Raw genomic sequence first — 24271 nt, 5'->3', positions numbered from 1 at the left:
GGATCGTCAGTTTTGTCAAGCAGGTTTATGGGGCGTCGAGCGGGGTCTACTCGCTGATCTGGCCTGCCATGACCGAGATCGTTTCCACGTAGACACTGGCCTTGTTCCATTGCTTGAGAACGTTGTAATTGGCAGTGCCCGGGCCCCAGCCCTGGCCGCGGCGCCAGCCTTTCTGGGCAAGATAATTTGCGGTGGAAGCCAGCACATCCGGAATGGAGCGGATCAGGTCCTTGCGGCCGTCGCGGTCATAATCGACCGCATAACGGACATAGCTGGTGGCGAGAAACTGGGTCTGGCCGAGTTCGCCGGCCCAGGCACCCTTCATTTCGGCCGGCTGCATGTCACGGCCCTGCACGATCTTGAGCGCGGCGACCAGTTCGGCGGTGAAGAAATCGGACCGGCGGCAATCATAGGCCAGCGTGGCAAGGGATTGCAGGACCGGCATGTTGCCGGAGAAGCTGCCGTAGTTGGTTTCAAGTCCCCAGATCGCCAGCAGAACAGGTGCTGGAACGCCGTATTTCTTTTCGATGCCACGGAAGATGCGGGCGTAGGTCTTGCCGAGCTGCTTGCCCCGCCGGATCATCGCGTTGTTGACCCGCTTGGCATAGAACTGGTTGAAGCTGAGCTTGAAGGATTTCTGGTTCCGGTCGAGCGAGACCACCTTCTTGTTGTATTTCACGTTCTTGAGGGACGATTCAACGACCCTTTTCTTGAGGCCGTAGCTTTGGGAATTTGCAATGAACGACTGTTTCCAGGCTTCAAAACCACCCGGGCCATTGCCGCAGCTTGCACTCCAGGCAGAAGGTGCGGACAGAAGAACAAAACCAAAGACGAATGCAGAAAGGAGGCGCATCGAATCCCCGCTGGGCCAATATAAGATTACCGACATTCTATCCGAAAAAGCGGTAGCGTCATCCGGCAGATACAGGAAAAAGAGGGGTGGGGGCGGACAAATCCGGTCTCGTCTTTTCCGGTTGCCGCAAAATCAGGGGTCGTGCCGGATGAAGTGGCTGTGAGATGGCGCACCCGGGCTAAGGGTGCCGGCGCGGTCGAATTCGCTGTCGGCATTGAAGCTGATCTTCGGCAGCGTTGCGAACCTTGCGATCGTCTCCCGATGGCCTTCGATCTCGTTTTGAAGTCGCGTTACCAGGTCTTCCCGTGCCGCCCCCTTGTGATAACCGTGAACACCGTGGACGATCCTGGGAACCAGAACATCGAAACCCAGATAGCGCAGTGTGTAGGCGAGCGGCCAAAGCAGCATCTGAATGTCGCCTTCCTTGCCGTTGTGGGCACTTTCGCTCGCCTTGGATCCGGTCGTGACGCAGAAAAGAACCGGCTTGTTCCTGAAATGGCCGGTATCGAAACGGTTGGAAGTGTCGTGCAGGCCGCCGTTGGCCAGAACGCGCTCGCACCAGCCCTTCAGGATGGCAGGTGGGGCGAACCACCAGACCGGAAAATGCAACACGATCCGGTCCGCCAGGCGCAGCTTCTCGACTTCTTCCGTAATGACCGCGGGAAGGTTTCCGGTTTTCGAGGCCGCTTCCTGCGTTTTCAGGACGTCATAAGGTTCGGTGACGATCTCCTCTGCATAGTGCGCTGCGCGCTCCGCCGGATCAAAGCCAAGCTGGTAGAGATCTGACCAAAGCACCTCATCGCCTTCAGCTCGGCACGCGGCTTCGGTTGCGCGTGCCCAGGCAGCGTTGAAGGAAGTCTGAGCAGGGTGGGCGAGAACGATGAGGGTGGTGGTCACGCGGTAGGGTCTTCCGGAATGAGCGACAAATCAGGTAACGGGCCACACCCTAAACGGTCTTTTCCGGCCTGGAAATGAGAACGGGCACGATGCTCGGGGAGCGAGACATCGTGCCCGTCATCAGCCGGGCCGGCGGCGCTTCTAGAACGCGTCGCCGGATTCGGCCGGGGGACTGTGAAAGGTTTGGGATCAGAAGGGGAGCAGGATGTCCAGCACCTGGTTGCCGACCCGTGGCTGCTGGACATCGGTAATCTGGCCGCGGCCACCATATCCGATCCGCGCTTCGGCGATCTGCTCGCTGGCGATGCGGTTATCCGACGTAATGTCTTCAGGTCTGACGATGCCGGCGACGATCAGCTCGCGGACTTCGAAGTTCACACGAACTTCCTGACGGCCTTCGATCACCATGTTGCCGTTCGGCAGAACCTGGGTCACCACGGCGGCGACGGTGGTCTGCAGGACTTCGTTGCGGTCAACGCTGCCGTCGCCCGAGAAGCTGGAGTTGCTGTTGACGTTGGCAAGGTCGCTGGCGGCAGAACTTGCCGGCAGGAAGATGGTGTCGATTGCCGTTCCGAGTGCGCCACCAACATCGGCACCGCTGGACTCAGACCGGCTCCGCTCGGTCTTGTTGTCGATCTCGGCCTGGTCGTCGATGGTGACGACGACCGTCAGGATGTCGCCAACCTGGCTGGCGCGCTGGTCCTTGAAGAAGGCGCGGCTGCCGGACTGCCACAGCGAATTCGGATTGTAATGGGCCTGCTGCGGTTCCGGCATGGGCATCTGCACGGGCCGGTAACCCGGAGTGGTGGTCGGATCCTGAATGGCGTTCAGGGCTGGCTGCTGGCCAACATTCGCGAGTTTGTCGGCAGTGCCGCACCCCGCGGCGAGGGCGGAAAGGGCGATGCTTGCCAGGAGGTGTCTGGGAAAGGTGCTCAGCATTTAATTTTTCTCGCTGTTCAAGCTTGCAACAATCGGATTGGCGGCGTGAACGCGTACTTGGCCGCGGGAGGTAATCGTCGCCGGCACGATGCGCCGCGACTGCAGGTTCATGACGTCGATCACGTCGCCCTTGGCGCCGGTATCCATGGCCTGGGCCCGTGAAGTCAGCTTCATGCCCGGCATGACATAGGTGACAGTGATCTTCTCACCGCGTTCGATCAGGATCGGGCGCTGGACGTCATTTCGGGACAGGGGCGAATTCGCACGCAAGGTGGTGCGGGCCTGCTTGCCGACAATGTCTTCCATTTCGGTGAGGGCACCTGCCGGTACCTTGGTGCGGGCTTCGCGAATGATGTTCAGGTCTTCTTCACGAACAATGTCGCCCCGGCGCACGGGTTGCACCAGAACCAGCACATCGACCATTTCCGTCGCAACACCGGTCAGGGTCAGAGGCTCGGTTCCGAACTCGACCGCGACGGCTGCGTGGATGGTGAAGCGGCCGTTCGACTGGGACCATTCTACCCGGTCGATGCGGATCGGGTCGTGTACCTTGGGGTCGGCGAGAACCTGATCCGGCGCCTGCAGCAAGCGGATATCCAGGCGCTCGGGATCAATGCCGGCATTGCGGTCTGCCAGAGCCTTGCGGGCAAGGCCGGCAAGCTGGTCCCGGTTCAGCCTTGTTGCCCCGCGAAAGACGACGACGGTTCGCAGGCCATCGGTGCCGGCCGTCTCGAGGCCGGCCGCGCGAGCGCGTTCGGCGACGACATCCGCGGGCACATTGCCGGAGGTTCCCATATCCGGTGAACGGAACAGCGGCTTGGATGCCAGCAGCCCGGCATTGGAATAGAAGTCGCCTACCGTCACGATGTCCGACAGGGTCATGACCTGCGACCGGAGCACGGGTTTTTCGTCCGCCAGGGCAGGCAGGGACAGCAAGCCCGCCAGCAGCAACCCGACTTTCAGCAGATGTCTCATCATCGTCTCAAGCCTCGGTCTTAGCGGAGGTTCGTGGTGGTGGAATACATCTCGTCGGCTGCCTGGATGATCTGTGAGTTCATCTCATAGGCGCGCTGTGCGGAAATCAGGTCGGCGATTTCCGTGACTGCATCCACGTTGGCCATTTCAAGAAAATACTGCTGCACCGTGCCGTAGCTCTCGTCGCCCGGATTGCTGGTATCGGGTGCGCCGCTGGCGTCTGTTTCCAGGTAGAGGTTGTCGCCAATGGCTTCGAGACCAGCCTTGTTGACGAAACGGGCAAGCTGGATCTGGCCGAGCTGAACAGTATTGCCGCCCTGGTCGACACCCTGAACGACACCGGTGTTGGAAATCGTGACGTCCTTGACCGTTTGCGGAATGGTGATGCCCGGATTGACGGAATAGCCGTCGATGGTCACCAGCTGCCCGTTGGCATCGCGCTCGAAGGAACCGTCACGGGTATAGGCCGTGGTTCCGTCCGGCATGTCGATCTGGAAGAAGCCTTCGCCGCGGATGGCCAGATCCAGTTCCTTGCCGGTCTGCTCGAGAGAGCCCTGGGACATGATGCGGCCGGTGGCTGCGATCTTTACGCCGGAACCGATCTGGATACCGGTCGGGACGATGGTGCCGGAATCCGATGTTTCCGTGCCCATGCGACGCAGGTTCTGGTAGAGCAGGTCCTGAAAGTCGGCCCGCTGCTTCTTGAAGCCTGTCGTGCGCATGTTGGCGACGTTGTTCGAAATGACTTCGACGTTCAGTTCCTGGGCCTTCATGCCAGTTGCGGCGATATGAAGTGCTTTCATGGTAGTGATCCCTTAAAGGCGCTTAGGCCTGAATCTTGCCGAGAGTGGAGATCGCCTGCCGGCGCAACTCATCCAGGTCTTTCACGATCTTGGAAGTGGAGTCGTAAGCGCGCGTCACTTCGATGAGGCGCGTGACTTCCGTGATGCCGTAGACGTTGGAGCCTTCGACGGCGCCCTGCACCATGCGGACTTCCTGGGCCGGTATCGGGTTATCAGCCTTGAACATCGTGTTGCCGATCTTCTCCATCGTCCGAACGTCTTCGAAGTCGACGACCTTGATGCGGCCGCGAATGCCCAGACGGGTGGAGATCGTGCCGTCCTGGGCAATCTCGACGCGGCCATCCTGTTCGTTGAAGGAGATCGGACCCTGGTCGGTCATGACAGGGCTGCCGTCCGCCGAGATCAGCTGGCCGGTCGAGTCGAGCCTGAACGCGCCGCTGCGCGTATAGGCTTCGGTACCGTCCGGCATCTGGACCGCGAAAAAACCATCACTGTTGAGGGACAGGTCGAATTCGTTACCCGTCATCTTGATCGGGCCATGCGTGAAGTCGGTCCGTGTCGTAAACATGTCGACATAGGAAATGGCGCGGTCCTGCGGCTCAAAAGCCGAGCCGTCTGCCACCGGCATGATGTATTCCGAAAAATGCAGATTCTGCGACTTGAACCCGGACGTATTGATGTTCGCCATGTTGTTGGCGATCACATCCAGATGGTTCCGCAGGATCGATTGCCTTGATAAGGCAACTAGTTGAGCGTTCTCCATAGTGAACGGTTCCCTTCGTGCTCCCCGAGTAAGCCGGCCGATCTCCCCAGATCCGCTGGCTCGTTAAGGTTAATGCACGAGGCGTGCCAGTTTTTAAATCCTTGGGAAATCTGGGTAAAAATCAAAAGGGGCGGGTGCACGCGGCAAGAGATTCCGGCAGAAGTTAACCACTTGGCAATTTTTGCCCGGTGACTCGCGTTAATGGCTCGGTAACCATTCGTTAACCATTAACTCTTTAGTAATAAATAAGCGCGCGCGAGCGCCTGCAGATCGGAGTGCGGAATGACAGACGAAAACGCCGCAGCCGGAGAAGACGGCGAGGATGGAGCTGAAGCTGGTGGCGGTGGCCGCAAGAAGAAGCTTATCCTGTTCGGCGGCATCGGTCTGGTGGTTCTGCTCGCCGCGGGTGGGGCGGCCTATTATTTCCTGATGGGATCGAGTGCACCGGCACCGGTTCCCGGAGAGACGGAAGCGCCGCAGGAAGTGCAAAAACCGGTGGTCTTCTATGACCTTCCGGAAATGACGGTGAATTTGGCGACGGAAGGGCGCACGACCTATCTGAAGGTCAGGATTGCCCTGGAAGTCGAGAACCGTGCGATGATCGACCAGATCCAGCCGTATCTGCCGCGCATCCTGGATGCGTTTCAGATCTATCTGCGCGAGCTTCGCCCTGCGGACCTGGAAGGGTCTGCCGGTTTGTTCCGCCTGAAGGAAGAATTGCTCAGACGGATCAATCTGTCGGTTTATCCGGCGAAAGTTGAAGGGGTGCTGTTCAAGGAAATCCTTGTCCAGTGACTTTGTGAATGGCTGATATCGACGACGATGACGACCTGTCCGAAGAGGACATGGCCGATGCCTGGGGCGCCGCTCTTGCAGAGCAGGGTGCCGGCAGCGACGACGACGAAGATCTCGCCGCGGCGTGGGGTGCTGCTCTAGAGGAGCAGGGCGCCGGCAGTTCCGACGACATGGCGGCCCAATGGGCAGCCATGATCGACGACAGCGAACCGGACCTTGAAAATGCCACGCGCGGTGCTGACCGTGTCCTGAACCAGGAAGAAATCGACAACCTCCTCGGCTTCAACATCGAGGACACGATTGCTGGCGACCAGAGCGGCATCCGCGCGCTGATCAACTCGGCAATGGTATCCTACGAGCGTCTGCCGATGCTCGAAATCGTGTTCGACCGTCTTGTGCGTCTGACGACCACGTCCTTGCGCAACTTCACGTCCGACAACGTGGAAGTGTCGCTCGATTCCATCAGCTCCGTTCGTTTCGGCGACTACCTGAATTCCATCCCGCTGCCGGCCATTCTCGGTGTCTTCAAGGCCGAGGAATGGGACGGGTTTGGTCTGATCACCGTTGAATCCAGCCTGATCTATTCGATTATCGACGTGCTTCTTGGTGGAGGTCGGGGGACATCGGCCGTGCGCGTCGAGGGCCGGCCCTACACCACGATCGAGACCGGTCTGGTCCAGCAGATGGTGGCGCTGATCCTTCAGGATGCCGAGCACGCCTTCGCGCCGCTTTCTCCGGTCCATTTCAACCTGGAACGTCTTGAGACGAACCCGCGCTTTGCCGCGATTTCCCGGCCCGCAAACGCCGCCATTCTCGTCGAGCTCAGAATCGACATGGAAGACCGGGGCGGGTCCGTCGAAATCATGATGCCCTATGCAACGCTGGAGCCGATCCGCGATCTGCTTCTGCAGATGTTCATGGGGGAAAAATTCGGCCGGGATCCGATCTGGGAAGGCCATTTGGCGACCGAAATTCATGCCGCGGAAGTCGAGGTCGATGCGGTTCTTTACGAGACCTATCTGCCGCTCGGACGGGTGCTCAGCCTCGATGTCGGCCAGACGCTCGTCTTCGACAAGGAACCGACCGATCCGGTGACGATCAAATGCGGCAACATTCCACTGACCGAGGGAACGCTCGGCAAGGTGGAGGATTCCATTGCCATCCGTGTCGCAAAGAATTTGCGCAAGCCAAAAATGACGCTGGCCGCCTTCGAGCGCGCCATGCAAAGCGAAATGGGGGACCAATGAGCACTTTGCCACTCGGAATGATCATTGAAGGACTGGTTGCGGTTCTTCTGGTGATTACCATCGGCTACTGCTTCACGCTGAACCGCCGTCTGCAGCGCTTGCGGGCCGACGAAGAAGTGCTGCGTGCAACCATTTCGGAGCTCATGACGGCCACGGAAATTGCCGAGCGTGCCATCCTCGGTCTGAAGACGACCGCCGCGGAGGCTGACAAGACACTTGGCAGCCGTCTTAAGCAAGCGGAAACCATGTCTCACACTCTTGCCGAACAAGTCGGCGAAGGTGAGATAGTATTCACACGGATTTCGCAGATTGCGGAGGCGGCCCGTTCGGCTGCACCGCAGCGCGAGGCGGTGACGAGGAGCGATCCTTATGCGGCTCAGCCGCAACCGGAACCGCAACAATACGCGCAACAGGCTGCAGGCTATGGCCAGGCAGCTCCGGCCGTGGAACCGGAGCGCCGCAGGAGCAGCCGGGCTTCCGACATTCGCAGTGCTGCGGCGGAAGCCACTGCGCGGCTGGAACAATTCCGTAAACGGAACGGTGCTGCTGCATGAACTTGAGACTGCTGCCTTTGTTGGGTGTTTCGGCAAGCGCTCTGCTGGCCCTGAAGCTGCTTGGCTTCGCGCTGGGCCCGCAAAGCGGCAACCTGCCCATCAATGGCGCAGTCGCACAGGAAACGCCGGGGGCTGACGGCGGTGACATGGCTGACCCAACGGCTGAAATGGCCGCGGATGGTCCGCCGCCACCACCGCCGCCGGGGGGCGGGCTGCCCGACCAGCCGGCCCTGCCGGACAGTCTTGAAATCGGTGGTTCGGCCGCGGAGCGCGCTGTTCTGGAAAGTCTTGGCAGACGGCGCGAGTCTCTGCAGGAGCATGAAGGCCAGCTGGACCTGCGTGAAAAGCTTCTGCAGGCCACCGAAGAGCGCATTCAAAAGCGCGTTGATGAACTGAAGAAGCTCGAAGAGCGCATTGAGGCAGCTGTTGGACAGAAGCAGGAGCAGGAAGAAAACGAAATTGCCGGCCTCGTGACCATGTACGAAAGCATGAAGCCGAAAGATGCCGCCCGGATCTTCGACCGCTTGAGCCTGCCGGTCCTTTTGAAGGTGGTGCGCCAGATGAAACCTCGAAAGATGGCAGATATCCTCGGGAAAATGGATCCCGAAGCGGCCGAGCGCATGACAGTGGCAATCGCGAACGCCTCTCCGTTGCCCTCAGCGGACACAAAACCGGTGCAGGCACAGGCGCAAGCGCCGGAGGCCTTGCCGAAAATTCCGTCAAACTGACCGAGAAGACCGGATTTCGGCGTATCGCGTAAGGGCACGTTAACAAGACCTGACTAACAATAGTGTGTTGGCGTCATCCGAGGACAGAACATCTTGCCAGGACCGTTCCTGACATCCCAGACCGGCGGAACTCCCGCGTTTTCGGACAGGGTGCGAGTTTTCGCGCGCCTGCTGGTTTCGTTCTGGCTTGTTCTGGCCTGGGTCACGGGTGCCGCCCTGGCCCAATCCGACAATCTGGAACCGGTTGATCTGACCGTTTCTCCGGGGGAGGGTTATGGCCGTATCGTCCTGACGTTCAAGGACCGCACGCTGCTTCCGATCTATGATGCGGTCATCACAGGCGGGGTCCTGCGGATTTCATTTGAAGATCCGATCGACATCAACGTTGACGATGTTCCGCTGGACCTGGGCGACTACGTGACCATCGCCCGGCGAGATCCGGACGGAAGTGCCATCCGCTTTGCACTGAAGAACCAGTTCCAGATCAATACTCTGGAGGCCGGCGAAAAGCTGTTTGTCGATATCCTGCCGATGGACTGGCAGGGCTTGCCGCCCGGACTTCCCGACGATGTCGTGCGTGATCTTGCAAAGCGTGCCGAAGAGGCGATGCGCAAGGTTCGTGCCCTCGAACAGGCGCGACTCAAGGCTCAGGAAGGGCCGGAGGTGACGCTGCATGTGGGTGAGCATCCGACATTCACCCGTCTGGTGTTCGACTGGTCGATCAAGTTCGACACCGCTTTCGTGCGCGAAAACGACATCATCAAGGTGACGTTCAACCACCCGGCACAGCTGGACATTGCCCACCTGCGCGCGCATCTGCCCCAAGGGGTGATCGACGCGACCTCCTTCCTTGACCAGGGCAAGCTGAAATTTCTTATGCGCGTCGAGCCGTCAGTCGACATTCGGGCGTTCCGGGAGGAACAGACCTACGTTATCGACGTGACGCCGGAAAACATGGAAGTGAATGATCCGGCAAATGCGCTGATCAACAAGGAACTCTCCGTCGAGGACAACGAAAACCGCAAGGACATGATTACCGCGCCAGGCCTGCGCGACACGCGTGAGGTCAAGAACCCGCGCGGGAATCCGACGTCCGGCGGGAGCACGGTGAGCGGAGGCGGGGTCCTGAAGGAATCCAAGGCCGATGAATCGCCGGCCTATACGATTGTTCCGCTGGGAGGCGGCAAGACGGATGAGGGGGCCGAGGCACCGCAAGCACCACAGCCGTCAGCCGTTGAAAATTCTGATCAGTCAGCCGCGCTGTCGGCCGAGCCCGATCCGGAAGCCGGTCGTGCGAACGCTCCGGCCGAAACTCAGCTTGCCATGGTCCCGCGCATCAAACCGTTGGTCGGGGAAGAAGCGCTGCCAGGGCCTGGTAGCGGGACCGAGATCGCTGCCGCTGGTGTTGACGTCACTCCGACCGCCTTGGCGGTCGAAACGCTTCCTGCACCAGAGCTTGCTGCCGCTGTCCTGCCGATTTCGGCTGATGGCGCAGCTGAATTGCTGACGACAGCGGCCATTCCCGCGGCCGAAGTAACCAACGGGAACGACGCCGTTGCCTCATCCAACGCTGGTCTGGTAACCGTTGCCCAGGCTGAGCCCGGTGCTTTGCCGTTGAACGAAGTGCTGCCGGAGGATGAGGAAATCGTCCGGGAAGCGCCGATGCTGGACTTGTCCACGCAGCAGATCGGCGACCAGCAGCAGGAAGCCGCGCCCGAGAACAACGGCATTCCGACACTGCAGCAGGTCGACACAATCAACCGGGGTAGCCAGCCGAATGCGCCGTATGGCGCAACGCCAGTGCAGATCCTGAACACGCCGACGCTTGGTAGCGGCGACGTTCCAGCCGGGATCCAGCTTCCCGGCACGCAGCAATCAGCACCGGAAACCTGGCGCGCGAACGGCGGTCAGGATTTGAACCAGGGGCGTCCCTCACCGGAGCAGCCGCCGGAAAACTTCGCTGAGGAAGTGCGCAATTTCGTTTCTGCTGAAGCCCGGCGCATAGGTAACACGGTCCGCGTTGTGTTTCCGTTCTCCGAGCCAGTTTCCAGCGCGGTGTTCCGGCGCAATGACAGCATCTGGCTGATCTTCGATACCGATGCCACGATCGACACCCGGGGGATGGTCTCGGCGCTGGCCGAAACGGCGGAAACTATCGAGGTTCAGCAGTTCGACGATTACCAGATCCTGCGGATGGACATGACCGATCCTGTACTGGCGACGGTGGGTGTTGACGGCAATGCCTGGTCGCTCGTTATCGGCGACCTGATCCTGGAACCCTCCATTCCGCTGCAGCTGGAACGGACTGTGCGAGGCGATGGCGGCTCCGTGCTGCGTGTGCTCTATCAGGATCCGCAGAACATTCGTCAGATTACCGACCCGTTCGTTGGCGACACGATATCTCTCGTCACCGGCTTCGGTCCGCCACGCGGTCTGTTGAAGCCTCAGACGTTTGTCGATCTGGACGCCCTGAGTTCCGCGCAGGGCATTGCCGTCGTGCCGAAGTCTGACGGCTTGAAGATGAAGATCCTTGGAGATGACGTGATCATCGAAAAGGAAGGCGGTCTTGCGCTTTCCAGCCAGCATCTGCGAGGCGGATCCGGATCGAGCCAGACAATCGTTGATCCGGAAGACAGCAACTTCATCGAGTTCGTTTCCCTGAGCACCGAAGGTCCGGGGGCTTACCGCACCCGCCTGCTGGAGCTGCAGGACAAGCTGGCTAAGTCGCCGACAGGCAAGCGTCGCAAGCCCTTGATGGCTTTGTCGCGGTTCTATCTGGCGCATCAGTTTGCGCAGGAAGCGCTGGGGCTGATGAAGCTTGCGCTGGAAGAAGAGCCGGCACTTGCCGAAGACAGTTCCTTTAATCTGATGATGGGGGCGGCCCAAACCCTGGCCAACCGGCCCGACGCGGCCTATGCGCATCTGAACCGACCAGACCTGAAGAACAGCCCCGATGCTGCTGTCTGGCAGACGATTGTTGATGTGAAGCTGGGTAACTGGACGTCCGCCCGTATTGCCATGCCGCGCGGACGTGCCGTGGTCGGCAACTACCCGGAAGCCATCCAGACAGAATTCAAGCTCGCCGCCGCACAGGCCATGGTCGAGGTCAATGATTTCGGTGTTGCCAACAGCGTGCTGGCCGAGATCGAGCCCGCCGAAGTGACGCGGACGCAGGCTGCCCGTTACGATATCCTGCGTGGCCGCGTTGCCGATGCCTCCGGCCGGTCGCAGGAAGCCTTGACCGTGTTCGATCTCGTGACCAGGTCCGATGACCGGCCGCGGGCAGCCGAAGCGGAATACCGCGCGCTCCGGATCCGTTACAGGGATGGCGAACTCAACATGGAGCAGGCCATCGATCAGCTTGCCGGGCTGGCAACGTCCTGGCGTGGTGATGAAATCGAATTGAAGACATTGAGGTTCCTGGCACAGCTCTATGCCGAGCAGGGCCAGTACCGTGAAGCGTTCGAAGCCATGAAATCGGCCGTTCAGGCTGAACCCGATGCGGATACCACGCGGCTGCTGCAGGAAGAGATGAACGGCCTCTTCAACGCGTTGTTCCTGGACGGCAAGGCGGACGAGATGCAGCCGGTGAAGGCGCTGGCACTCTTTTATGATTTCCGCGAACTTGTGCCGATCGGTCGTCAGGGGGACGAGATGGTCCGCCTTCTGGCCAAGAGACTGGTTGAAGTCGACTTGCTGGACCAGGCAACCGAGTTGCTGCGCCATCAGGTTGACAACCGCTTGAAAGGTGCAGCGCGGGCACAGATTGCAGCGGATCTTGCGGCGATCTACCTGATGGATCGCAAGGCTGAAGAAGCACTGCGGGTGCTCAACCGGACGCGGCAGGCGAGCCTTCCGTCGACCCTGGAGCGTCAGCGCAACATCGTTGAAGCCCGTGCCCTGACCGAAAGCGGGCGCCCGGATCTTGCCCTGGAACTGGTTCGCAACATGCGCGGCTCGGATGTCGATCGGTTGAGGGCAGATACATTCTGGGCAGCCGAAAGCTGGCGGGATGCGGGTGAACAGCTCGAAGCGATGCATGGCTCGCGCTGGTCCGACAACATTCCGCTAGATGATCTTGAACGCCGCGACATCCTGCGGGCGGCCATCGCCTATTCGCTGGCGGGCGACCAACTCAGCCTGGAACGCCTGCAGACAAAGTACATGTCCAAGATGTCCGACAGCCCCGAGGCAATGTCCTTTGAGGTCGTGACCAGGCCGATCGAGGCGCAGGGTGTCGAGTTCCTCGAAGTCGCCAACAGGCTTGCCGATGTCGATTCACTGGAAACCTTCCTGAAAGAATACCGGCGTCAGTACATGTCTCCCGATCGCAGCCCGGATCAGTCTGCCGCTGCGCCCGTCGCGGAAGAAAACGCCGGCTGAAGCTGACGCTGTGTGAAGGTTGTCCGGTTGCAGGGTTTTGCCTCTTGCGCACCGGTGCCAACTCCTGTTCAGTTGCGGTCGTTCACCCTCCCACACGTGTCGCTATCCGCAGCACGTTCTCACAAAGAACCTGATTATCCGGCCTCATGGCCCCACCTTTCCGCTTTGCAGCGGTGGAGGTGTCGGTTCGATGGCGTTGGAACACCGGAACAAAGGAACGTCTTAATGTCCTTGAAAATCGTCCGGCGTCTTATCCCGGAATGGGGCACGACCTACGGTCCTGCAGGCGAGGGACCCTTTCCTGCCGTCATGGTGTTTCATGGCTCAGAGGGGGCATGGTCAGGCTGGAGCCATCGAAATGCGGTGCTCCTGGCAGCACATGGTTACCTGGCCTTTCCTTTCGGCTATTCGAAGGGGGGCAATGCCTGGAATGCCGGCAGCATTGAAAACGTGTCACTGGACAGAAGTCTGGAAGCCTTCCGGGCGCTGCGTGCATTTGAGGCCGTTGGTGATAAGGCGGCATTCTACGGCGTGTCGCGGGGGGCTGAACATGCCCTTTTGCTGACAGCCCTGATGGCGGAGGAAGGTCTTGACGGCCTGCCTGACGCGGTGGCTGTGCACAGTCCGCCAGACGTTGTGTGCGGGGCGTTCGACAGCAAGGCTTACCGCGACGCTGGAGATCCAGGCTGGCAGCCATGGGACCCCGGTGAGCGGGCATGGTCCTGGCGCGGGTCTTCCGAAAACCTTCTTCCTACGAAACAGATCGAAATAGAGCGCTATGACGGACCGATTTTCCTGAGCCACGGGTCGGCCGACCGGGTCTGGTCAGTGGCCATGACAAAGCGTCTGGAAGGGCGGCTTCTTGCCCATGGCCGGAAGCCGGAGGTTCATATCTACGAAGGTCAGGACCATATCCCGACCAGTGCTGCAGAAAACCTGCATCACGAGAACCTGCTGACATTTCTGGACAGAAATCTTCTGGCATCGTGACTTTGCCGAGGGCGGCGGGCTGACCACGCACTCGTGTCAGGTGACTGCCTTCAGAAGAGACTGAGACGGCGGCTGACCCGGGTTCTTATGCGGTTTCTTGAGTTCGGACTTGTAGCGCATGACGAGTTCGGGAATGGACCGCGTGCTTCGGTCCAGCCACTCGCAGCGTGCTTTCAGGAAGTCGCGATAGGTCTTTTCATGAATGCCGGTCTGCAGCATCAGGCGCATGATCGCACCATCCGCATCGGATTTCAGCGTGTCGGAAACAACCTCGTCGGCGAGGTTGATCTTGCGGCTGATCAGCCAGATAGCCGCATCAAGGCGGCCTTCTTCGAACAGCGTCCGCAGGATTGCATCGAAGGACAGCTCGCCGTTGGCAATCTGGATGCTGGCTTCGTGGCGCGAATAGGTGATGCCATCGAGGTCGATGCTGCCGTCGTGTCGCTCTTCGATGGTCTTCGCCAGGCGCTGCAGTTCGCCGGTTTCAAGTGCCTTCTTGAGAGGAGGCGGGATCAGCGGACAGTTGGTCTCGAGAATGTCCATCTGGGTTTGGAGAAACTCTTCGTCTTCCAGTGCACGCCTTGCAATGCCGGCGAGCACGTCTGCTTCCGTGTTTGCAAAGATCAGCAAGGCCAGTGTGCCCCGAACGGAAAAGGGCGCTGCCATGTTATGGAGGAGCTCGTGGACCACATCCCGGCTCGCCCGCGCAATCATCGTGTCGGTCATCTCTTCGGAAAGATCAGGTCTCTTTGCCGTTGACTTGCGCTTGTCATTGCCGCCGTTCTTGGCGATCTGCATGAGACCGTTCTGGCTGATCATCGGCGAGCATTCGATCACCGGTTCCGACAGCTCGTAATCTTCCTGGGCGAGCCGGTCCGCAAGGTCGGGGATGATGCGATCGGTTTTTGCAAGGCGTACGACAAGTTCGTAGCGTGCAGCGCGGTCCAGCTGGTCGAAAACCGAGAGAACAATTCGCGAAAACAGTTCCCGCTCCATCTCCGTCGGCTCGTGGTCTTCCGACCGCGCATATTCGCCGACGAGCGTACGGATGAGTTTTGATCTCGCCTCTGGTTCTTTGATCCGGGCGAGCTGTTCTAATTGTTCTCTTAACACTGTCCTGCCGCTATTAACGAAGGGGCACAGTTCAGGCCCGCACGGCTGTAACTATTACAGTCCTATCTTAATTTTCTTCTACTTTTAACGACTTGGCCGGGTGTTTCAGCCGCCGCCGAAGCTCTTGACCAGCGAGCCTGCCACCAGATTCCAGCCATCGACAAGTACGAAGAAGATCAGCTTGAACGGGAGAGATATTACCACCGGCGGCAACATCATCATACCCATGGACATCAAGACGGATGCGATCACGAGATCGATAATGAGAAACGGCAGGTAGAGCAGGAAGCCGATTTCGAAAGCACGTCGCAGTTCGGAGATCATGAAAGCGGGAATGAGCGTGGCCATGGAAAGGTCTTCCGGGCCTTCCGGTGCTTCTTCTCTGCCGGAGAGTTCCTCGAACAGGGCGAGGTCCTTTTCGCGGACCTGGGACAGCATGAACGTCCGGAACGGATCGGAGGCACGCTCGAAGGCCTGCTCGAATTCTATGTCCCCGTCGATGAGCGGTTGAACGCCGGCATCATAGGAGGCCTGCAAGGTGGGCATCATGATGAAGGCCGACAGGAACAGTGCAAGGCTGACCATCACCATGTTGGGCGGGGCCGTCTGCAGGCCGATGGCAGACCGCAAGAGCGACAGCACCACCACGATACGGGTGAAGCTGGTCACCATGACGAGAATGGAAGGCGCCAGCGACAGGATGGTCAGAAGGACAACCATCTGGACGGCGCGTTCCGTCAAGGTGGTGTCATCGCCAAAACCGACCGAGATTTCCTGCGCAGCAGCCGGTCCGGCCAGGACCGCGAGCAATGCGGTCAGCAAAAGCATCAGGCGGATCAGACCGCCAGGCCGCAGGAGCGATTGCAAGCGCATCATCCGTTTGACTGTCCACCCAGTTCGTCGAGGATCTTCGCCATTTCTTCCTCGATGGGATTTCTGTCGCCCAAACCGGCAGAAGGCCTGACAGGCGCCTTGACCGGTGGCGCAGAGCTCGTCACGGGACCGCTGGTTACCGGGGCAGGGGCTGCTACCGATGCCACAGCAGACGGCGCGACCGTTGCAGTAGCGCTTGCGGATTCTTCCTGCGCCTCTTCAGCCTCGTCGGCAGATGCCTCGTCAGCTGGCATTTCCGCTGCGGAAGACGCTTCGGGCTTGTCCTGAGCCGGGGGGGGCGCTTCCGGCACGTCTTCCAGGAGATCGCCGATATCCAGCGAGAGTTCCCTGGAAGGGGCGGCTTCTGCGACCGACTGCGTTTCGGCTGTGGCGCCTTCCTCTTCCAAGGAAGCCGCTGTCCGGGCTTCATCATCCGCCGTGACGTCGGCAGGTTCGATTGCTTCAGTCACTTCGGGCTCTGAAACATCGCTTGAAGAGTGTTGTGCATCGGCCATCTGGACGTTTTCGTCCGCCGTGTCTGCCGTCGCCTGCCCGAGGTCGGCGGGCTGGTCCGGTTTCGGCGTGCTTTCTTCCGCCGGAGCTTCCTGCGCAGGGGCTTGTTGAGGTGTGGATGCTGCGGTCAAGGTTGCGGCAACGAGCACCGGCTCCACCTTGTGCTCCGGCAGAACCTGCTCAACCGGCTTCAAGAGAGCGGTTTTGGCACGTGCTGCCGGTCCGGAAGCGGGCGGGGAGATCGTACCGCCATAGGAAGGCCGGTCACGGGCCGTGAAGGGGCGTGCCAGGGACTTCAATGTGGAAGCTGTCTTGCTTTCCTGCGGCGCAGAGGGAGCCGGAACGGCAGGGCGCACTTCCGGCGCTTTTACGGGTGTTGTTGCAGGTTCGCTTGCCTGCATCTCAGCTTCCAGGGCAGCTGCAATGTCGACCTTGCCTTCGTCGGTGCTTCGCGGAGGCGAAACTTCCGGCGAAGCAGGCGCGGGAGCGGCTGGTTTAGTAGCGACCCGGTTGAAGCCGTTCTGAGTGGCCGCACGTAGCAGATCGCTCGCGCGGCCCAGTCCTCCACCGCTTTCCGGCTTGTCGGGGGTGGTCTTGGGCGGCGTTGCCTGTTGGGCCGGGGGCGTCGGGGCTTGCACGGTTGCCGGAGCACTCTCGGCCGCACGCGTGGCGGTAAGCCGGGAGGGAGCGGGTTCCGAATAATTGCGTTGCGGTGCAGCCGAACTCACACTGGGGGCTGCCGGCGTGGCAACCGGGGTGGCTGCTGCCTGATACGAAGGTGAGGCCGGTGCGGATGGCTGTGCCACCGGAGTGGCAGGTTGCGGTGCCGGGGCAGCCTGTTGTGGTGCCGGTGGAGACGGCTGCGCTATCGGCGCGGCAGACGGAACTGGCGTACGTGCCTGGACTGCGGGCGCTGCGACTTCCTGTTCTTCGAGGAAGTCGTCGGGCCGGGCCGGGATCTCCGGTCCGGGGGCGACTGCGGCCTTTACCGGCATCGGCATGTTCGAGGGAGACGGCTGTCCGGGCCGGGCCTGGGCCAGCGGGGTGTTGCGAACGATATTCTGTTCCACCACAACGTCGCTCGGGCCGCCGACCAGGATGAGATGCTCGATGTTGTCCCGGCGAATGAGCAGCAGCCGGCGGCGAGCGTCGACAGAAGCACTGTCCATGATGGCAATCCGGGGCTGCCGGTTGCGGCTTTGTGGAGCACTTGCCCCCATCAGGCGCTTCAGAATGAAAATAAACAGTCCGAACAGCAGCAGCACGACGGCCAAAGCCAGGATGACTGCAATAGCCTGCGTGATGCCCCCGCTCACGTTGAATGTGGTCTCAATCCAGTTATACATCTTACCCTCGTGCCGCCCCGCTTGCGGTTTGATCGCGTGTGCCGGTTACTCCGGTTTTTTGCCTCAATTGGGGAGGTTTGCCTTTATCCCCAGTAATTCCGGCGGTTGAGCCTGTGAAGGCTCCTGTCTCGCAAACCTCTCGGCTTTTTTGTTTTTCCCCGTTGCGGCGGGAATGTTTTGCCCCGTCGGTACCGGTTCAGCCGCTTGCTGATCTGCTTCGAATCTCTCTAGGACTTAAAGTTAACAGAGGCAGGCAAATTTTGCCTGTTGGCGGCGCCTCTCTTTTTGCGAAATGCAAAGGAAAGTTGCCTCCTCCACTGGTTTTTGAAGGGTTTGGGCCGGAAGAGGTAAATGGCTGTTAACTTTTCATTAACCATTTGAGCAGCAATCATTGCCGGGTTGGTTAACGAATGGTGAATCGGAATGGCCATAACGGATCTGCCGCTGTTCCAGGCATTGAAATCCAAGATGCAGTGGCACCAGACGAGACAGAGCGTGCTGGCGCAGAATATCGCCAACGCGGATACGCCCGGATACATGGCGCGGGACGTGAAGGAATATACCTTCAAGGATCACATCGGGCGGCAGTCACTGAACCTGGCGACGACGACGACGGTGGCCGGGCACATTCCCGGGAAGCTGGGAAATACCGGTTCGGCCAAGATCGAGGAAGACGACACCTTCGAAGTCACGCCGAGCGGCAACAGCGTCAATCTGGAAGAGCAGATGATGCACATCACCGAGAACCAGATGGATTACCAGGCTGCGACAACGCTTTACACCAAGGGGCTCGGTCTGATCCGGACCGCGCTTTCCAAGAGTGTATGAGGCAAGGCAGCACAAGCTAGAGGACCGATAACATGGACCTGATCAAATCCCTGTTCATCTCGGCAAGCGGGTTGAGAGCTCAGAACGGGCGCATGCGCATCATCGCGGAGAACATCGCGAATGCGAACTCGACTGCCAAGACGCCTGAAGAACTGCCGTACCGGCGCAAGATTCCGACCTTCAAGAGCCATTTCGACAGGGAAATGGGCGCTGATATGGTCGAGCTGGGCAAGATCGCGGAAGACAACACGGACTTCCGTTCGGTGCACATGCCCGGGCACCCGGCGGCCGATGCCAACGGTTACGTGCTGCAGCCCAACGTCAACACGCTGATCGAAACGACGGACATGCGCGAAGCGCAGCGATCCTATGAAGCCAATCTGAACGTCATCGATTCCACGCGGCGGATGCTGCAGCGGACCATCGATATCCTGCGCGCCTGAGCGGCAGTCCTAATCCGGGAAGGGAGCCTTAGTCATGTCTACTCCGTCGATCGCAAATAATGCCTACCAGATGGCCGCCAAGCTGCAGCAGCAGGCGCGTGCGATCGAGGACAAGGCGGGCGCTCCCGAAGCTGCCGGTCTCGATTTTACCAAGCTGGTGGAAGAGGCTGTCGGCGGTGTCGTCGACAAGGGCCGTGTCGCAGATGACAAGGCTGTCGGCCTTGTCGAGGGCAAGGCTGACGTGGTCGACGTTGTCACCGCGATCGCTGAAACGGAAGTTGCTCTTGAAACGATGGTCGCCGTTCGCGATCGAGTGATTTCCGCCTATGAGGAAATCATGCGGATGCCGATCTGATCCGATGCGGCAAGGGGGCCTTTGATGACCGCTGGTGAAGTTCTCGATCTCGCCCGTGAAGGCGTTTGGACCATGATCCTGGTGGCCGGACCGGTCATGGTCATCGGTCTGTTGGTGGGTGTCGTCATCGCCTTGTTCCAGGCTCTGACGCAGATCCAGGAAATGACGCTGGTTTTCGTTCCCAAGATCCTCGCGATCTTCGTGACGATCCTGATTGCGCTGCCCTTCATGAGCCAGGTTCTGGAGGCCTTCATGGGCAGGGTTGCCGAAATGATCCTGACCACTGGTTAGGACGTGGACCTTCATGACCATCCAGCTCGATTATCTGCCGAATATCGCAGCCATCTTCATGCTGATGTTCGCACGTATGGGCACGATGGTCATGTTGCTGCCGGCTCTGGGCGAAAGCACGATCCCGACACGGTTTCGGCTGACCATTGCCCTGGCGTTGACGATTGTTCTCTACCCCGTCGGCTCGCAGTATTACCCTGCCGACCTGACATCCAATACCTATCGCATGATTGCACTCCTGTTCGGAGAGCTGGCCATCGGCTTCGGCATCGGCCTGTGCGCCAAGATGATCACGTCCGTCTTGCAGATCGCCGGCATGATCATGGCCAACCAGTCCGGCCTTGCCTTCGCGCTTGGAACGGATTTCGCCAACCAGGGCCAGCAGGGGGCGCTGTTCGGCAACTTCCTGTCCATTCTCGGTATTACGCTGGTCTTCGTCAGCGACAGCCACTTCCTGGTGATCGCGGCGCTCCACGACAGTTTCACGATCTTTCCGCCTGGCCTTGCTCCGCCGGTCGGGGACTTTTCACAGAACGCGACGGAAACCGTTGCGCATGTGTTTTCCATCGCGGTGCGCATGAGCGCGCCTTTTCTGGTTGTCGGTCTGGTTTTCTATTTCGGCCTTGGCCTGCTCAACAAGCTGATGCCGCAGATGCAGATCTTCTTTATCGCCATGCCCGTGAATATCGCGATCGGGCTGTTCCTGCTCATGGTGCTGATCGCAACCCTGATGATGTTCTATCTGGATCATTTTCAGGAATCGCTCGGCAAGTTCATCGTGGGGTAGCGCTGCGCTATGGCTGACGATACCGACGACTCGGAAAAAACAGAGGACCCCACGCACAAGCGCCTGAAAGAGGCGCATGACAAGGGGGACGTACCGAAATCTCAGGAAGTCAGCACCTGGTTCACACTGGCTGGTGCGACGCTGATGATTGCTATTTTCGCGCCCAGCACCGCCGTGTCGCTGGGCGAGTTGATGAAGGGCTACATGGAGCATGCCCACCAGATTGCGGTGGACGGCTACGCGCTGAAAGCCCTGTGGCGGGACACGGGGCAGTCGGTGGCTCTTATCGTCGGTATTCCGTTGCTGGCGCTGGTGATCATGGCTGTGGCGGGCAATCTCGTCCAGCACCAGCCACTGCTGACCGCGGAAACGATCAAGCCGAAATTCTCGAAGGTTTCACCGGCTTCCGGTTTCAAGCGGCTGTTTTCCGCCGACAGCCTCGTAAACTTTGCCAAGGGTATGGTGAAGATCGCCGTTGTCGGCGCCATCATGGTGGCGGTGATGTGGCCGCACCGCGACGAAGCGGAAGTTATGGTATTCGCCGATACCAACATCATCCTGGAGGAGGCAAGGATCCTGATCCTGCAGCTTCTGGCTGCCGTGCTGGCTGTGATGACGGTGGTTGCCGCGGCCGACTTCATCTACCAGCGCAACAAATGGTTCAACAAGCAGAAGATGTCCCTGCGCGAGGTCAAGGAAGAATATAAACAGACCGAAGGTGATCCGCAGGTCAAGGGCAAGATCCGTCAGCTGCGCATGGAGCGGTCGCGCAAGCGCATGATGGCGGCGGTACCGCAGGCCACTGTGGTCGTGACCAACCCGACGCACTATGCTGTGGCGTTGAAGTATGAAGAAGGCATGGGAGCACCGCTCTGCCTTGCGAAAGGTACCGATGCGGTCGCGCTCAAAATTCGTGAGCTCGCCAAGGAAAGCGATATTCCTGTCGTCGAAAATCCGCCTTTGGCCCGCGCGCTTTATGCGACAGTCGAGATCGACCAGGAAGTTCCGGAAGAACACTACAAGGCCGTTGCCGAAGTCATCGGCTTCGTCTTCCGCATGCGCAAGCGCGCATCCTGGCGTGCCAACTAAGTTGCTCTCAAGGATAGCGGACTGAAAAAGTCCGCGGCAAACAGGTGAATTTCAACAGGACTTGGTCGCATATCAGTTGAAATCGGCTATTAAGCACAGAATGCTTATGTACGGCCCCTTCAAGAACCGAATCGGGCCCGGGAGACAGGATTGATGAGTGACATGGACGGGACGCCGAGCGGGCCGATGATCAGCCGCCCGGAACGTTCCGGTAATATAGGCCTTCTCATAGGCCTCGCACTGCTGCTCGTCGGCGCTGCTGCTGCCTTTGCGGTCATGGACCGCGAAGTGGCGCAGCCGTTTATTCTTGCACTGCTCGGTATCCTGGCCGTCGTCGGCGTTTTCTGCCTGTTTGCCGGAGCCATAGGCTTTCTGCGCCTGTCGGCCCGCCCAGGCGAAGCCAATCCGCTTGCCTCCGCTTTTGTCGATACACTTGAAGACGGAGCGCTCATTACCGATCTGGACGGCCGGCTTGTCTATGCCAACAAGGCCTATGCGGATCTGACCGGCGCTGAAACCGCTGCCGACATCCGTGTGGTCGAGCGTGTGTTTTCCTCCGATCCGGATGCCGCCGACGCCATTTTCCGCCTGTCCCAGGCCATGCGCGACAGCCGCAGGGCGCAAGAAGAGATCCGCATGCCGTTCCCGCTCGGCAGGGCCGACGGCGCTGCGCGCTGGTATCGGGTGTCGATCCGCCCGTTGCAGGTGTCCAAGGAACGCGGCGGTGGCAAGCCCATGGCGGTCTGGCAGCTGGCCGATATCACCCGCGACCGGGCCGAACAGGAAAACTCATTTCAGGAACTGCAGCGCGTCATCAATTTCCTGGATCACGCGCCGGCCGGTTTCTTCTCCTGTGATGCGGAAGGCCGCATCGTCTATCTCAACGCCACCCTGGCCGACTGGCTTGGCTACGATCTTGCCCAGTTCGACGCGGGCGACCTCGATCTTTCGAGCATAGTGCGCGGTGACGGCACCGAGCTGATCCGCTCGATCAAGGGTCAGGCGGGCGAGGTCAAGAGCGAAACCTTTGATCTCGACTTTGTCACCCGCAACGGACGCGGCCTGCCGGTGCGACTACTCCACCGTGTGCCCTTCGGTGAAAACGGCCAGCCGGGTGACAGCCGCACACTGGTTCTCAACAGGTCTCGCGGTGAGGAAGCCTCCGAGGCGCTTCGGGCGGCGGAAGTCCGCTTTGCCCGTTTCTTCAACAACACGCCGATCGCCATTGCCTCGCTCGACAAGGAAGGCCGGGTCCTGAGAACCAACGCGCCGTTCCTGAAGCTGTTCGGTGCGGTCGACACAGATGACGAATCTCCCAAGCTGGAGGCTTATGTGGCCGAGAGCGGGCGGCAGGAACTGGCAAAGTCTCTCCAGGCCGCTGCCAACGGGATCGGCGAGATTGCGCCGATAGACATTCCCCTGGTAGAGGGCAATGACCCGCGTTCAGCAACCTTCTACGTCTCCGCAGTGCAGGAAGGTGAGGGTGACGGCGAAGCCGCCATCGTTTACGCGCTTGAAACCACCCAGCAGCGAGCCCTGGAAGCCCAGTTCGCCCAAAGCCAGAAGATGCAGGCCATCGGCCAGCTGGCCGGGGGCGTCGCGCATGACTTCAACAACGTCCTGACTGCGATCATCGGCTTCTCGGATCTGCTTCTGGCAAGCCACAGGCCGACCGATCCGTCCTTCCAGGACATCATGAACATCAAGCAGAACGCCAACCGTGCAGCCGGCCTCGTGCGGCAGCTTCTGGCCTTCTCGCGTCGTCAGACGCTGCGTCCGCAGCAACTGGAGCTGAACGACGTTCTGGCAGATCTCTCCATCCTGCTCGACCGCCTGCTGGGCGAGAAGGTGGAACTGAAGGTGATCCACGGCCGGGACCTGTGGCCGGTCATGGCCGACCTGAACCAGCTGGAGCAGGTGATCGTCAACCTGGCGGTAAACGCGGGCGATGCAATGTCCGACGGTGGCCGTCTGACCATCCGTACGCGCAACGTCAACGAAGCCGAAAGCACACAGTTCGACAACATCCGCGGCATGCCACCGGGTGAGTACACCCTTGTCGAGGTGGACGACACGGGCCACGGCATTCCGCCCGACGTGATGGAGAAGATCTTCGATCCGTTCTTCTCCACCAAGGAAGTCGGCAAGGGAACGGGCCTTGGCCTGTCGACGGTTTACGGCATCGTCAAACAGACCGGCGGTTTCATTTTCTGTACCTCCGAAGTCGATGTCGGCACGACGTTCCGTCTGTTCCTGCCACGCCACATTCCGAAGGTCGTGGAGAAGAAAAAGCCGGAGCCGAAGGAAGTCGAGCCGGAAAAGGTCAAGGATCTAACCGGTTCCGCATCGATCCTGCTGGTGGAAGACGAGGAGGCCGTGCGTGCCTTTGGTGCCCGTGCCCTCGCGTCGCGTGGCTACACCGTCTACGAGGCGGGCTCGGGCAACGAGGCGCTGGAGGTCATGGAAGAGACAGACGGCAAGATCGACCTCGTGGTCTCCGATGTGGTCATGCCGGAAATGGACGGGCCGACGCTTCTGGTCGAGCTGCGCAAGACCCGGCCGGACCTCAAGATCATCTTCGTGTCCGGTTATGCCGAGGACGCCTTCGAGGAAAACCTGCCACCGGGCGAACAGTTCTTCTTCCTGCCCAAGCCTTTCACGCTGAAGCAGCTTGCGACGACTGTGAAGGATGTCTTGAACGGATAG

At 60.0% G+C, this 24271-nt stretch carries 22 protein-coding genes; 13 read left to right on the top strand and 9 right to left on the bottom strand.

Annotated elements, in window-relative coordinates:
• Positions 1-46: 46 nt before the first annotated feature.
• The 6 genes from J7447_RS10825 to flgF all read right to left on the bottom strand — a co-directional run bounded on the left by J7447_RS10825 (position 47) and on the right by flgF (position 5230).
• A complete protein-coding gene (locus J7447_RS10825) occupies positions 47-853 on the bottom strand; it encodes a lytic murein transglycosylase (protein WP_023000705.1) in 807 nt (268 codons plus the stop codon).
• 132 nt (positions 854-985) lie between these two features.
• Complete coding sequence (locus tag J7447_RS10820; protein WP_209169596.1) at positions 986-1750, bottom strand: NAD(P)H-dependent oxidoreductase; 765 nt, start codon at positions 1748-1750, stop codon at positions 986-988.
• 189 nt (positions 1751-1939) lie between these two features.
• Positions 1940-2689, bottom strand: coding sequence for a flagellar basal body L-ring protein FlgH (flgH, locus tag J7447_RS10815; RefSeq protein ID WP_023000707.1), 750 nt, complete (start codon positions 2687-2689; stop codon positions 1940-1942).
• Positions 2690-3667 (bottom strand): flagellar basal body P-ring formation chaperone FlgA, encoded by a 978-nt coding sequence (gene flgA / locus J7447_RS10810; protein WP_152510266.1) that lies wholly within the window; start codon positions 3665-3667, stop codon positions 2690-2692. It abuts the gene before it with no gap.
• A 17-nt stretch (positions 3668-3684) separates the two neighbouring features.
• A complete protein-coding gene (gene flgG / locus J7447_RS10805; RefSeq protein WP_023000709.1) occupies positions 3685-4467 on the bottom strand; it encodes a flagellar basal-body rod protein FlgG in 783 nt (260 codons plus the stop codon).
• 22 nt (positions 4468-4489) lie between these two features.
• Positions 4490-5230 (bottom strand): flagellar basal-body rod protein FlgF, encoded by a 741-nt coding sequence (gene flgF, locus J7447_RS10800; RefSeq protein ID WP_075284327.1) that lies wholly within the window; start codon positions 5228-5230, stop codon positions 4490-4492.
• A 282-nt stretch (positions 5231-5512) separates the two neighbouring features.
• On the opposite strand from flgF, the gene J7447_RS10795 reads away from it, so the two are divergent.
• The 6 genes from J7447_RS10795 to J7447_RS10770 all read left to right on the top strand — a co-directional run bounded on the left by J7447_RS10795 (position 5513) and on the right by J7447_RS10770 (position 13927).
• On the top strand, positions 5513-6025 hold the full coding sequence (locus tag J7447_RS10795; protein WP_023000711.1) for a flagellar basal body-associated FliL family protein: 513 nt from the start codon (positions 5513-5515) through the stop codon (positions 6023-6025).
• A gap of 50 nt (positions 6026-6075) precedes the next feature.
• Complete coding sequence (gene fliM, locus J7447_RS10790) at positions 6076-7272, top strand: flagellar motor switch protein FliM (RefSeq protein ID WP_228872743.1); 1197 nt, start codon at positions 6076-6078, stop codon at positions 7270-7272.
• Positions 7269-7826: a DUF6468 domain-containing protein gene (locus tag J7447_RS10785; protein WP_031269186.1), complete on the top strand. Its 558-nt coding sequence runs from the start codon at positions 7269-7271 to the stop codon at positions 7824-7826. Before fliM ends, J7447_RS10785 begins: the two co-directional genes overlap by 4 nt.
• Positions 7823-8554, top strand: coding sequence for a hypothetical protein (locus J7447_RS10780; protein ID WP_023000714.1), 732 nt, complete (start codon positions 7823-7825; stop codon positions 8552-8554). The genes J7447_RS10785 and J7447_RS10780 overlap by 4 nt, the downstream gene beginning before the upstream one ends.
• A gap of 93 nt (positions 8555-8647) precedes the next feature.
• A complete protein-coding gene (locus J7447_RS10775; protein WP_209169595.1) occupies positions 8648-12937 on the top strand; it encodes a tetratricopeptide repeat protein in 4290 nt (1429 codons plus the stop codon).
• A 225-nt stretch (positions 12938-13162) separates the two neighbouring features.
• The gene (locus J7447_RS10770; RefSeq protein ID WP_209169594.1) at positions 13163-13927 is read left to right on the top strand and encodes an alpha/beta hydrolase; all 765 of its coding nucleotides are present in this window, start codon (positions 13163-13165) and stop codon (positions 13925-13927) included.
• A gap of 36 nt (positions 13928-13963) precedes the next feature.
• On the opposite strand, the gene J7447_RS10765 is transcribed toward J7447_RS10770, so the two are convergent.
• From J7447_RS10765 to J7447_RS10755, 3 genes are all read right to left on the bottom strand, one after another.
• Entirely contained in the window at positions 13964-14923 is a 960-nt protein-coding gene (locus tag J7447_RS10765) for a DUF2336 domain-containing protein (protein ID WP_208993498.1), read from the bottom strand.
• Positions 14924-15145: 222 nt separating this feature from the next.
• A complete protein-coding gene (gene fliP, locus J7447_RS10760) occupies positions 15146-15868 on the bottom strand; it encodes a flagellar type III secretion system pore protein FliP (RefSeq protein WP_055656672.1) in 723 nt (240 codons plus the stop codon).
• 44 nt (positions 15869-15912) lie between these two features.
• The gene (locus J7447_RS10755) at positions 15913-17772 is read right to left on the bottom strand and encodes a flagellar biosynthetic protein FliO (protein WP_209169593.1); all 1860 of its coding nucleotides are present in this window, start codon (positions 17770-17772) and stop codon (positions 15913-15915) included.
• A gap of 423 nt (positions 17773-18195) precedes the next feature.
• Between J7447_RS10755 and flgB the strand changes: the two genes are divergently transcribed.
• The 7 genes from flgB (at position 18196) to cckA (ending at position 24271) form a co-directional block, all read left to right on the top strand.
• Positions 18196-18600: a flagellar basal body rod protein FlgB gene (gene flgB, locus J7447_RS10750; RefSeq protein WP_023000722.1), complete on the top strand. Its 405-nt coding sequence runs from the start codon at positions 18196-18198 to the stop codon at positions 18598-18600.
• Positions 18601-18632: 32 nt separating this feature from the next.
• The gene (gene flgC, locus J7447_RS10745) at positions 18633-19043 is read left to right on the top strand and encodes a flagellar basal body rod protein FlgC (protein ID WP_023000723.1); all 411 of its coding nucleotides are present in this window, start codon (positions 18633-18635) and stop codon (positions 19041-19043) included.
• Between the two features lie 34 nt (positions 19044-19077).
• The gene (locus J7447_RS10740) at positions 19078-19398 is read left to right on the top strand and encodes a flagellar hook-basal body complex protein FliE (protein ID WP_031269190.1); all 321 of its coding nucleotides are present in this window, start codon (positions 19078-19080) and stop codon (positions 19396-19398) included.
• Positions 19399-19422: 24 nt separating this feature from the next.
• Complete coding sequence (gene fliQ / locus J7447_RS10735; RefSeq protein WP_023000725.1) at positions 19423-19689, top strand: flagellar biosynthesis protein FliQ; 267 nt, start codon at positions 19423-19425, stop codon at positions 19687-19689.
• A gap of 13 nt (positions 19690-19702) precedes the next feature.
• Positions 19703-20476, top strand: coding sequence for a flagellar biosynthetic protein FliR (fliR, locus tag J7447_RS10730; RefSeq protein WP_023000726.1), 774 nt, complete (start codon positions 19703-19705; stop codon positions 20474-20476).
• Positions 20477-20485: 9 nt separating this feature from the next.
• On the top strand, positions 20486-21565 hold the full coding sequence (gene flhB, locus J7447_RS10725; protein ID WP_023000727.1) for a flagellar biosynthesis protein FlhB: 1080 nt from the start codon (positions 20486-20488) through the stop codon (positions 21563-21565).
• Positions 21566-21718: 153 nt separating this feature from the next.
• Entirely contained in the window at positions 21719-24271 is a 2553-nt protein-coding gene (gene cckA / locus J7447_RS10720) for a cell cycle histidine kinase CckA (protein ID WP_023000728.1), read from the top strand.

Source organism: Labrenzia sp. R5_0, from assembly GCF_017743835.1.
Lineage (GTDB): Bacteria > Pseudomonadota > Alphaproteobacteria > Rhizobiales > Stappiaceae > Roseibium > Roseibium algicola.
This window is presented reverse-complemented; position numbering and strand designations above follow the sequence as displayed.